At 31.8% G+C, this 11,592-nt stretch carries 15 protein-coding genes; all 15 read right to left on the bottom strand.

The features are described from left to right. Nucleotides 1-16: 16 nt before the first annotated feature. The 15 genes from HXZ74_RS06045 to flxB are packed head-to-tail and all read right to left on the bottom strand — an operon-like array spanning nt 17 to nt 11,574. Nucleotides 17-556, bottom strand: a complete 540-nt coding sequence (locus tag HXZ74_RS06045; protein ID WP_286474332.1) for a 3-oxoacyl-ACP synthase — start codon at nt 554-556, stop codon at nt 17-19. Then, nucleotides 549-1,670, bottom strand: a complete 1,122-nt coding sequence (locus HXZ74_RS06050) for a beta-ketoacyl-[acyl-carrier-protein] synthase family protein (protein ID WP_286474334.1) — start codon at nt 1,668-1,670, stop codon at nt 549-551. The genes HXZ74_RS06045 and HXZ74_RS06050 overlap by 8 nt, the downstream gene beginning before the upstream one ends. After that, on the bottom strand, nt 1,670-2,107 hold the full coding sequence (locus tag HXZ74_RS06055) for an acyl-CoA thioesterase (protein ID WP_038332275.1): 438 nt from the start codon (nt 2,105-2,107) through the stop codon (nt 1,670-1,672). The genes HXZ74_RS06050 and HXZ74_RS06055 overlap by 1 nt, the downstream gene beginning before the upstream one ends. Beyond that, nucleotides 2,082-3,359, bottom strand: a complete 1,278-nt coding sequence (locus HXZ74_RS06060; protein ID WP_286474337.1) for an ABC transporter permease — start codon at nt 3,357-3,359, stop codon at nt 2,082-2,084. Before HXZ74_RS06060 ends, HXZ74_RS06055 begins: the two co-directional genes overlap by 26 nt. 1 nt (nt 3,360) lies before the next feature. Then, entirely contained in the window at nt 3,361-4,086 is a 726-nt protein-coding gene (locus tag HXZ74_RS06065; protein WP_286474339.1) for an ABC transporter ATP-binding protein, read from the bottom strand. A 6-nt stretch (nt 4,087-4,092) separates the two neighbouring features. Continuing rightward, nucleotides 4,093-5,094: a BtrH-related acyltransferase DarH gene (darH, locus tag HXZ74_RS06070; protein WP_286474342.1), complete on the bottom strand. Its 1,002-nt coding sequence runs from the start codon at nt 5,092-5,094 to the stop codon at nt 4,093-4,095. Continuing rightward, entirely contained in the window at nt 5,078-5,482 is a 405-nt protein-coding gene (gene DarG, locus HXZ74_RS06075; protein ID WP_286474344.1) for a flexirubin biosynthesis protein DarG, read from the bottom strand. Before DarG ends, darH begins: the two co-directional genes overlap by 17 nt. Next, nucleotides 5,479-5,934: an ApeP family dehydratase gene (locus HXZ74_RS06080; RefSeq protein WP_286474347.1), complete on the bottom strand. Its 456-nt coding sequence runs from the start codon at nt 5,932-5,934 to the stop codon at nt 5,479-5,481. The genes DarG and HXZ74_RS06080 overlap by 4 nt, the downstream gene beginning before the upstream one ends. A gap of 4 nt (nt 5,935-5,938) precedes the next feature. Beyond that, nucleotides 5,939-6,379 (bottom strand): hotdog family protein, encoded by a 441-nt coding sequence (locus HXZ74_RS06085; protein WP_286474350.1) that lies wholly within the window; start codon nt 6,377-6,379, stop codon nt 5,939-5,941. A 3-nt stretch (nt 6,380-6,382) separates the two neighbouring features. Continuing rightward, nucleotides 6,383-7,522: a dialkylresorcinol biosynthesis protein DarB gene (gene darB, locus HXZ74_RS06090; RefSeq protein WP_286474352.1), complete on the bottom strand. Its 1,140-nt coding sequence runs from the start codon at nt 7,520-7,522 to the stop codon at nt 6,383-6,385. A gap of 1 nt (nt 7,523) precedes the next feature. Beyond that, nucleotides 7,524-8,435, bottom strand: coding sequence for a dialkylrecorsinol condensing enzyme DarA (locus tag HXZ74_RS06095; RefSeq protein ID WP_280061643.1), 912 nt, complete (start codon nt 8,433-8,435; stop codon nt 7,524-7,526). A gap of 50 nt (nt 8,436-8,485) precedes the next feature. Continuing rightward, nucleotides 8,486-9,355 carry a lysophospholipid acyltransferase family protein gene (locus HXZ74_RS06100; RefSeq protein ID WP_286474355.1) on the bottom strand — a complete coding sequence of 290 codons (870 nt, stop codon included), beginning with the start codon at nt 9,353-9,355 and terminating at the stop codon, nt 8,486-8,488. Nucleotides 9,356-9,360: 5 nt separating this feature from the next. Continuing rightward, nucleotides 9,361-9,609 carry a phosphopantetheine-binding protein gene (locus HXZ74_RS06105; protein WP_114999643.1) on the bottom strand — a complete coding sequence of 83 codons (249 nt, stop codon included), beginning with the start codon at nt 9,607-9,609 and terminating at the stop codon, nt 9,361-9,363. A 1-nt stretch (nt 9,610) separates the two neighbouring features. After that, the gene (locus HXZ74_RS06110) at nt 9,611-10,837 is read right to left on the bottom strand and encodes a beta-ketoacyl-[acyl-carrier-protein] synthase family protein (protein ID WP_286474357.1); all 1,227 of its coding nucleotides are present in this window, start codon (nt 10,835-10,837) and stop codon (nt 9,611-9,613) included. Nucleotides 10,838-10,842: 5 nt separating this feature from the next. After that, a complete protein-coding gene (gene flxB / locus HXZ74_RS06115) occupies nt 10,843-11,574 on the bottom strand; it encodes a flexirubin biosynthesis SDR family reductase FlxB (RefSeq protein ID WP_286474360.1) in 732 nt (243 codons plus the stop codon). Nucleotides 11,575-11,592: the final 18 nt, after the last annotated feature.

Consider the following 11,592-nt stretch of genomic DNA (forward strand, 5'->3'; position numbering starts at 1 on the left):
TTAACTAATATTGTTTTTAATCTATTAAGTACATTTTTGCTTCGTAATTACCTTGTAAATAATCTATCCAAGCCAAAACAACTTTCTTTGTTTTATTTTTTTGAATTAAATAATTCGCATACTTTTTTAATTGTTCTTCATTGAAATTTTCCGAAATAAAAAAAGCATTTTCGGTCTTCAATCGATGACGAATACTCACTTCTCCCAAACAAATATTTGCTAATGTGTAAACAAAAACTGCTGGACTCGGAAAAATTTCATCAGCAGATTGAATACTTTGTTGATGTTTCAAATCTGATTCTAAGCTCGAATTTCGATTCGCAAAAACCAATGCAATATCTTGATTTTCGTTCAATGTATTTTCATCTTTCAACAAAATTTCGGCAGCTAAAAAAGCTAATTTACTCTGATGATCCATTTTATAAAATTTTGGATAATCAATCTGGAAAGATTTGAAGAAATTTTTCGAAAATATACCAAAATCTCCTGAAGAATCTTCAAAATAAAGTTCATCATTCAACCAAACTTGTTCGTTTTTAATCTCAACTTTAGTCATTTTGAACTTTTTTTAGAATAATTACTGCATTACTTCCTCCAAAACCAGAAGAAGTTTTCAAAATAATATTGACTTCTTTTTGAAGATTTTTTTTCAAAATATTTAATGGAACTGATGTTCCTATTTCATCGAAATTATGACTTTTCAAAAGCAAATTTTCTTGTGCTTGCTTCATCGAAATAATCAATTCTAACAATCCAGAAGCTCCCAATGTATGTCCGTAAAAAGCTTTCAAACTATTTGTCGGAATCGATTCCAATTGTAAACGATTAAAAGCAATTGCCTCCATTTCATCATTATACAATGTAGCCGTTCCATGAGCCGAAATATAATCTATTTCATTTGATGAAATATTTGCCTCTTTCATTGCCGATTCTATACTCGATACCAAGCCTTCACCCGTTCGAGATGGTCCAGAAATATGATTTGCATCGTTGATTGAAGCTTCACCTAAAATCAGAAAACTATTTTCGTCTTTATTTTTTGAAAGATAAACACAAGCCGCAGCTTCGCCTAAATTTACACCTTTTCTATCTTTGTCAAATGGTTTACACAACTCAAAATCCATTGCCTGAAAAGAATTGAAACCTGTTAAAACAAAATCTGTCAATTCATCCAAAGCCAAAACATAAGCATCATCAAATTCATCCATTTCGATGAAACGTTTTGCAACATTAACTGCTAAAACTCCCGAAACACAAGCATTTGAAACAATAATTGGTTCTGTTTTAAACTCAAAATAGTTTGCAATCTTCTTTGCAAAATTTGGAATTGAAGCTTTTTCTAACGAATCAGAAAGTTGATCAATATTACCTTTTGTTGTTGAAATTACAAAAGCAGTTCGTTGTGAAATTTTGGATTTATCAATAATAGATTGAAAAGCTAAAATCCCAATTATTTCTAATCGAGTATAAATCTGATTACCTTTAACTTGCTCTTTTAAATTTAAGAAAATTTCATCATCAATTTTTCCAGCATAAAAATTCTTTAAATGTCCAAAAGAATCAATTTTAAAAACAGCAGAATTTCCTTTTACTAATTCATTCCAATTCGCTTGAATAGAATTTCCGAAAGGCGTTAAAATATTCGCACAATTAATGTAAACTTTTTCCATTACAACAATCCTACTTTTTTCTTCCATTCTTCAAAAAATGGTGGTAATGTTAACATTAAATCTCCTTCGTTGTCTAAAAAAACTTGAATCGTTTCTCCAATACAAACTAACTTTTCATCTTGATTAAAAATTTTGAATTTGTATATCATTTTAGCCGCCAAAGTATCTTCAAAAGTCGTTTCTATTCTACATATATCACCATATTTCAACGGAAATTTGTGTTCACAAACCGACTTAATAATTGGTGTTACAAATCCACTTTTCTGAATATCCAAATAACTAATCCCAAAATGACGTCCAAAAGCTTCCCTTCCATCTTCAAAATACGTGATGTAATTCCCATGCCACACAATTCCCAACGGATCGGTTTCATTGAATCGTACTGCGAAATTAGAATTATGTACTAATGTTTTAATCTTCTCTTCTGAACTTATCATAATATATAGCGGCAAACAAGGTAATAATATAGAACAAAGTTAACAAAATAATATTCGGAACAATCTGAAGAAAAGATTGATTTCGCAGGATTAAACTATAATAGCCATCAAGTGCCCAATTCATCGGTGATATTTTCGCGAAATGTTGCATAAAATCTGACATCGCAAAAACTGGAATCCAAACACCGCCTATTGCAGCTAAAATCACGACCAAAGTCGCTCCGAAAGGTGCAGATTGTTCTTGGGTTTTCGCAATTGTACCAATTAAAAGTCCTAATCCAATTGCTGCTAAAGAAGCGAATACAGTTAATCCGTAAATCGAAAATAATATACCATCCGTTTTGAAACCTGGTAAATCAATCAATGGAAAAACTAATTTAGCGACACATAAAATCATAGTAAATTGTAGTAAACTTATGATTAAATACGTGATGGTTTTTCCGATAATTTGAACAGAATAAGGCATTGGACTTGTTAATAATCGAATATGTGTGCCTAAACTTTTCTCTTTTACAATATTGATTGACAGCGGCACTACGATAAAAAATATCGCAAATAATGTCCATGCTGGCACATTATGTTGTGTAACATTTGGTTTCAAAACTGATTTAGAATCCTCAGGAACAATCTCTTGAAAATGAATAAACTTCTCATTTTGAAATCCTAAATCATTTGATCCCATTTCTTGTTGAAATGCTTTATAAATACTTTTATTCTCAGTATCTGTAATTAATTTATCCAAAACATTCGATACATTTTCTTTAAAAGCAAGCGAAGTTGCGGGATCAAAGTATAATTTAATCGTTTTTGGATTGACTTGTTGATTATATTTCACTTGCGTGCTATCAAAAGCAAATTCGTTCAAAATTTTCTCAACATTTTGATTAATTTTATAATTCAAATCTTTTGACAATCGCGCTGGTATTACAATTCCAACTTGGTATTTACCTTTAAAAACTTCGGATTTCAGTTTATCTTCCGTTAATTTTTTTCCATTTAATTCAGTTACGATTTTTAAATTTCCTGAATGAGAAATATGTTTTTTAACAATTGCGGAAATACTATCTTGATCATGATCAATAAATAGCACCGGAATACTCGCTTCGGCAAAAGAATCGTAGGTACTTTTCTGAATTTTAGTCACCGTAATAACCAAAATCAAAGGCATAATAAAAAGAATCACCAATCCGCCAATATCGCGAATGAGCAACAAAATTTCTTTCTTAATACATGCTAAAAGTTGACTCAACATATCACGATAATTTAGTTAGATTAACAAAAGCTTCCTCCAAATTATATGCATTTACTTGCTTGATTAATTCTTTCGGTTCGGCTGTTACAATCGATTTTCCTTGATTCATAATCGTAACTTGTGTACAAAAATCTTCGGCTTCTGCCATGTGATGCGAAGTGTAAACAATCGACATTCCTTGTTGATGCAATTCTTGTAAATAATCCAATAACGCAATTTTTGATTGTATATCAACACCAACGGTTGGCTCATCTAAAAAGAGGATTTCTGGCTGATGAAGAATTCCTGCCAATAAATTAATACGACGTTTCATTCCGCCCGAAAAAGAATCAATTTTTTTATCCAAAAACTTACTCATTCCTACTTTTTCAGTCAAAAGCTGAATCTTTTCGTGTAATTCTTTTGAAGGAACTTTATAAATTTTTCCAAAAAATTCTAAATTTTCTCGCGCTGTCAACGTTGGATACAACGCATATTCTTGTGGAACAATTCCAATAATTTTCTGAATCTGTTTTAAATCCGTTTTTTGATTTAAATTCTGAATCACAACATTACCAGAAGTTGGTTTAATCAATCCAGAAAGTATCGACATCAAGGTTGTTTTCCCTGCTCCGTTTGGACCAAGTAAACCGTGAATTTCGTTCTGTTTTATCGTCAATGAAAAATCTTCTAACGCAAAAACATCCGAATTTTTATATTTTTTATATAATTTTTCAATTTCAATCATCTGTGGCTAAATTGCTTTTCTTAAACGTTTAAAAAACGATTCTTCCAAATCGGCTAATTCCAACAATTGATTCGAAATCACATCGTAAATATCTTGCGCATTATTTCGTTTTTTATAAACTCTTGATGCATTTAGAGCAAAATCTCGCCATTTATCTCCTATTTCAGAAATTTCTATGGCAAAATCATTCAAATTTGGTTGATTCAATTTTTGTGAAGCTTCTTGCAAAAAAGCAGCATAAATATACCGAAAACCTCCACCTCCTGTCCCAATCTCTTCTTGCATTCGAATCATTTGCGCCAGAAAATAATTTGTTTTTGCATTCCCAATTTTCTTGGGCATTTTTTTGATTCGTTTAGCAACCATTCTAATTCCACGAACACCAACAATCGGAACTGGCGCTAACATTTCACGACACGTTTTCTTGATTCCTTTTTTGATTGCTTTCTGATAATCAATATTTTCTGGAATAAATTCAGGATAATATAAATGTCCTTTTGGTGCTAAAACTCCTTTCGAAAAACGAACTTTTTCTAACTCATTTTCAGTCAATTTTGTCGTTTCTTGCATCACAGGATCACTGATTAAATACGTTTGATCTTGCTTTCCGAAAACAACTAAATTATGTCCGTTAAAATGAAATTTATATTCTTCAGGAAAGTATGTCAAATTGTACACTCCAACCTGTAAACCGCAAGGTCGATTGACTAAAAGTTGCTCATCTAAGAAAGTCTGAGCTGATTTTGTAGAGCGAAATTTATGACGTTTAACCTTTATACCAAGATTTTTTGCTGCACGATTAAAAATCATTCCTGGCATTGGACGATAGCTAATCGCAGGCGCATGATTGACTTTTAAGAAAGGTAAAAACACAAAAAAAAGACCAGAACCAATTCCAAAAATCATCGGCTCTGAAATATCAATTCCTTTATTTTTTAATAAGTTGGAGGCAACTCCATTTTCGCAATGTGCTGATTGAAAATGTTTAAAATCAGTTATGGTTTTCATCAAAGTTTTTTAATTCATCAACCGAAATTTCAAAAGCTTCGGCATATTTTTTTAGTGTTGATTCTTTTAATTTTGAGAAAACAATTGGTTTTGCATGTCTTTTGACAAAAATCTTCCAAATTCCAACATAATTAGACAAAATTTCCCAATCCATACGTTTCAATTCCATGAAATATAAAATTGGACTTGCTTTTCCATCCATTACTTTTTGTCTTGCTTCCTCTGTGCGTTCATCCAAAATTTTTAAAGTTTCGGATTGAACAATATTCTTCGCTTCCCAACCCGCACTCAATGTTTGAGAAAATTCTCCCTGTTCATCAATTGCATAATAAACTTCGTTGAAATCCTTGAGATGTCCTTTATCTTGCGGTACTTCTGATTGTTTCATTTTTTATGGTTTTGAAGCATCAAATTCATTGTAGCTGTCGCAATTATTTCGTCATTCAAGATAACTTTTGCTTGCATCAGACTAATTGTAAATTCATCGTAATCAAAAACTTCTAACAACGTTGCTTTTGTTGTAATGGTTTGATTAACTTTTGGTAATTGCATAATTTCAGCTTGTTTAATCGTGCTAATAAAGCCGATTACATCGCCTTTGTGTACATCAGAAAAATTGATAAAATAGTTTTGTCCGATAATTGTCGAACAAACTTGCGCCATATTTTCCAATAAACCGACTTCAGTAAAATATTCGTTCTGAATAAATAATTGATCCGATTTTATCGTAAATAAAGCTTCAACATAGGTTTTCTCAATCCAAGAAATCATGTCTACAAAAAGCATTGGTTCACGATGCGGAAGAAATTGTTGAATATCAATTTGCTGATTTACTTTCATAAAATTATGTTTCTGCAATCACTGTTTTCATCTCTCCTTTTGCAATTACTTCTTCTTCTATCTTTGTTTCAATCGAAACCAAAGTCACTCCCATTACTTCGTGCAAAATAGTTGCTGTTGTTGTTAAATTTTCATTCACTTTTGGCAAACGATTAATCTCTATTGATTTCATCGAGCCAATATATCCAGTTGGAGCTGATTCATTTCGAATATAAAATTGATAACCTGTATACAAAGCAACTGTTTGTGCCATGTGCTCTAATATTCCAGATTCTCTCAATTGATTATTTTCGACAAAAATCGAATCGTTTTTAACTGTTAAGCCTCCAACAACTTTTCCCTCTTCATATTCAAAAATAGCATCTACCATAATAATTGGTTCGCGTTGTGGAATCAATTGTTTGATAAATTCTATCGTATGATTGGGTAATTGTATTTTATTCATTTTTTAAACAACTGTTAAATAAGCGTACGAATATGAAAAACGTCCACTTTCTGGTACGCAAAGCATAATACGATCTCCTTTTTTAAGGTTTCCGTCTTGAAATAGTTCATCAAGCATCAAAAAAACAGACGCTGAACCCACATTTCCAACTTTGCTTAAATTCATAAACCATTTCTCTAACGGAATATGAATGTCTTTCTTACAAAATTCGTCATATAAACCTTGAACAAAATAGTTTGACGACACATGCGGCAACAAATAATCAATCTCATTTGACGATAATTGATGTTTATCCATTGCAGCTTTCATGCTTTCTACGCCTTTTATCAAAATATTATCATTCAGAATTTTGACATCTTGTTTCAATGAAAAAACAGACTCTTTTAACCATTCTTCCGAAGAAAAATCGCTCCAAGGTTTCATTTCTCCATTCAGTAATTTATCACCTCCGGCATACATATACGTTTCCAATTCGTGCGCGTAAGAATAAGATTCCATCCACTCTATTTTAAGCGAAATAGAATCTTCGTTTGGTTGATTTTGCAATAAAAAAGCGGCAGCACCATCCGATAACATCCAACGTAAAAAATCTTTTTTGAATGCTATAATTGGTTGTTCTTCTAATTCTTTTAAATTGTCAACTTCATGCTCAAATTTCTCTGCTTTCATCCACGTCGAAACTCGTTCAGAACCTGAACAAATTGCATTTTTAGAATTACCTGACTTTACCGAAAGATAGCCAAATTTCAAGGCATTCATTCCCGAATTACAAACTCCTGAAGAAGAATTTAACTCAACAGAAACATTATTTTGCAATAAACCGTGTACCATCGCGGCATGAGAAGGCAACAACAAATCTGGCGTTGAAGTCCCACATGACAACACTTCTACCTCATTTTTTGTGAACTGCGCATCAAATAAATTTGTAATTGCACTACTCGTCAATTCGGCATTAGAATGTGTGACATTTCCAGTTTTATCGAGAGCGTAATAACGCGTTTTGATTCCATTATTTCTTAAAACGATTCTTCTAGCTTTTGAAGGAATTTGATTAATTTTTCCTAAAAAATCTTCCATTTCATCATTCGAAATTGGTTGATTTGGCAAAAACTTCGACGTTTTCGTTATATATACATTTTGCATATTATTCTATTCCTTGAAAATATTTTATCTGTTTTTTGTATTTAAAATAGTTGAACGGATAAAATATAATATATAACAAATTTACTAGTGGAGATATTATCCAAATAGCTAAAATTAAATAATAATAAAAGAATTTCAAATACTTTTCTCGCTGTTTACCTTGTTTAGAATCAATAATTTTAGACCAAACTTTAAACATTCGATTCCCTTTTGTATCCACAGAAACTAAAAAAGGTTTAACCTCAACGGCTCCAGATTGAATTAAATTTTCTTGTAGATTAGAGTAATTATTATTTTGGATTGAATTTAGAATAATTTTACCAAATCTTCTACTTTCCTGAATAGTTTTTTCACTAATTCCTGGCAAAGGCAACAAATTGAACATTCGCTTTTTAACGCCCGAAAACATCCAATTTACAATTGTCATGGCGCTTACTAAATTTGGCGTATGATCGACCAATGCAATGTTTCCAACTAATTTTGCTTGGCGTTCTTTCAAGATTGTTTTGATTTTTTCTTGTGCTAAGAACCACATATTTCGTGAACCGCTAATTGTAATTATTTTAGAATTTTCTAAAATTTGCTGCGTTTGTTTATCCCTTAAAAAAGAATTTATTGGAATAGATGGCGATAAAAACCAAACTTGATAATACAGTAAAATCAAATCATATTTCTGATTCAAGATTTCTGTCGGAATTGGTTTAATCTTCTTTTCTTTTTGAAGAAAACTATCTGGAAAAGCATTAAAAAAAGAATAAAAATCCCACGGAAAAGGAAATTCCTCTTCCATTTCTATCTTATATTTCGTTAAATTAATATCTTGGTTTTGAACTAAATCATATGTTGTTTGATCGACAATTTCTTTTAACTGTCCTGACTGCGAGTAATAAACAACTAATACGTTGCATTTCATGTAAAGGTTTAGGTTTTTTAGTGGTTTGAAAATTCATATTGTGGTCTAATTTACTTCCAAAAATCGAAATAATTAAACCATTGATAAGGATATTTTTTTACAATGGTTTCGAGATTGACGCAAAACTCTTTCAAAAGTGCATTTGCATCACGATGTTTGAAATTTGCTTGACGCGCATATAAATGATAATGTAGATTTTTTTCCTTCATTACATATACAAAAGCAACGGGCACTTTCAAGCGAGAAGCGATAGAAAATGGACCTGCAGGGAAATTTGCTTCTTTTCCAAGAAGAACTTCTGACATCGTTTTATTTCCTTCGAAATAACGATCTCCTGTAAAACAAATTAATTCGTTTCGACTAAGCGCATTATTAATCTCGAAAATATGGGATAAATCTTCTTGAATCAAGATAAATTTTACCGAAGGTTTCATCGAAATACTTTCTAAATATTCTTTGATAACATTTCGTTCTAAATCTGTTGTAACTAAATTGATTTGACAATCAAAATCGATGTCTGCAAAAAAATGTTCAGCAACTTCGAAATTACCAACATGCGCACTAATTAAAATTCCACCTTGTTTTTGATCCAATAGATTTTTTAATAATTCTATTCCATCAAATTCGTACGAGTATTTGTTACGCAAACCTGCATTAATTGCTGTTTTATCAATCAAAGTTTGTCCAAAAGTATAATAACTTTTGTAAACACTTAAAATTGATTTGAAAACCGAAAAATTTAATCGATAACGAAAGTATTCGTAAATAGATTTATTACTGCTATAAGCCGTTATAAAATAATAAAAAGCTACAAAAATTAAGACTGAGTAAGCAGCCTTAATTCCGAGCTTTTTCATAACATTGACAAATATTTTGTATCCCAGGACCGTTCCTTTAGAACGACCATCCCATTGTTTCATATCTGTTATTTATTTTCTAACTTTTGTTCTACAATTGCGTAGAAATCTTCAAAAGTTATCATATTTTGAAAATCTTCTTTAATTAATTTCACACCGAAATTAGATTCAATGATTACCACTAAATCAACATAGTCCAAACTATCTAAATCTAAAGATTCTTTAATATTTTTTTCCTCTGAAATCACAGAAGGATCAACCTCAAATTCATCAATTAAGATAGCGTTTAATTTTTCAGCGATTTGACTTTTCACCATATTAGGAGTTAAATTTTTTAATTACTAAGGCAGAATTTGTTCCACCAAATCCAAAAGAATTCGACAAATATACATCAAATTCTTTATTTAAGGTTTCTTTAACAATGTTTAATTTAGCTGAATCTTCGTCTGCTTCTTCAAAATTAATATTTGGAGCAATAAAGTTATTCATCATCATTAAGTTAGAATAAATAATCTCACTTGCTCCTGCCATCCAACATTCGTGTCCCGTCATCGATTTTGTAGAACTTACAAAAGGCTTCGTTTTTCCAAAAACTTGGTCAATCGCTTTTGCTTCGTTTGCATCACCAACCGGCGTAGAAGTCGCATGTGCATTAATATATTGAATTTCATCTGCCGAAACTTTTGCTTGTTTCAACGCTCTATTCATCGCTATTGCTGGTCCATCTACATTTGGCGTAGAAATATGTCCACCATTCGATGAAAAACCATAACCCAAGACCTCAGCAATAATTGGCGCACCACGTTTTACAGCAGATTCATAACTTTCTAAAATCAGTGTTGCTCCACCTCCACTCGGCACCAAACCATCACGATTTTTGTCAAAAGGACGACATGCTTTTTCAGGATGCTCTTCATTTTCTGAAAAGACACCTAAACCATCAAAACTTGCCATTGCATATTTATTAATTTCCTGCGCTCCTCCACAAATAATCATCTCCTGTAAACCATCCTTGATCATCATATAACCTAAACCAATCGAATGCGAACCACTTGCACAAGCTGCACTAATTGTAAAATTGATTCCAGTCAACTCAAAAATTGTCGCAAGATTCATCGTTACAGTAGAATTCATTGATTTGAAAATAGCTCCAGAACCAATTAATTCTGTATCTTTTTTCTCGCGAACAATATCTATTGCATCAATAATTGCTTTCGAAACGCTATCGTTTCCATATATAATTCCGACCTCGTTAGTCTTGATATATTCTTCTGTCAATCCTGCATTTTTCAATGCTTCTAAAGTTGCCATGTAAGCAAACTCTGTTTCTTGACCAATTGTAATTCGTTGTCTACGATTCAAAAAAGGTTTCAAATCTGGTACTGGAACAGTTCCCGTCAAAGCAGATTTAAAGCCAAATTCTTTGCGTTCTTCATCAAAAATAATCCCTGATTTTCCTTGACGTAAAGATTCTGTTACTTCTTCTAATGATGTTCCTAAGCAAGAATAGATGCCCATTCCTGTTATTACGACTCTTTGGCTCATTTTATCTAAGAATAAATTCCTCCATTTATATTAATAACTTCTCCTGTGATATAACTCGATTTTTTAGAAACCAAAAAGCTTACCAAATCGGCAACTTCTTCGGCTTTTCCAAAACGATTTGCTGGAATTAGCTTCTTTAATTCTTGTTGATCCAATTCATCTGTCATATCCGTTTCGATAAAACCTGGCGCAACAGCATTCACCGTTACATTACGTTTTGCTATTTCTTGTGCCAATGCTTTCGTCGCTCCTATCACAGCAGCTTTTGCAGCAGAATAATTGGTTTGTCCTGGCGTTCCTTTCAAACCGGAAACTGAAACTATATTGACAATTCTTCCGAATCTATTTCTCAATAATGGATTAATAAAAAAGTGAGTTACATTGTAAAAACCATTTAAGCTTGTATTAATCACATTTGACCAATCATCTTGTGAAATCCACATAAACAAATTGTCTTTCGTAATCCCTGCATTGTTTACAATAACTTCTACAATTGCATCTGTATTTTTTTCTGACCATTCTGTTAAAACTTGTTGCGTTTGATTTGCGTCAGCCACATCAAATTTTAAAATTTCTCCTGTTCCACCTAACGCTTCCACTTCTTTCAAAGTCTCTAACGCAGCAGCTTCATTCGAATTATAATTTATTAAAAGATGATAATCGTGTTCTTCTGCAATTTTAAGACAAATTGCTTTTCCAATTCCACGAGAACCACCTGTTACAATTGCACATTTCATGCTTTATAAAATCTATTT

The sequence above is a fragment of the Empedobacter sp. R750 genome (assembly GCF_030324345.1).
GTDB classification, from domain to species: Bacteria; Bacteroidota; Bacteroidia; order Flavobacteriales; family Weeksellaceae; genus Empedobacter; species Empedobacter falsenii_C.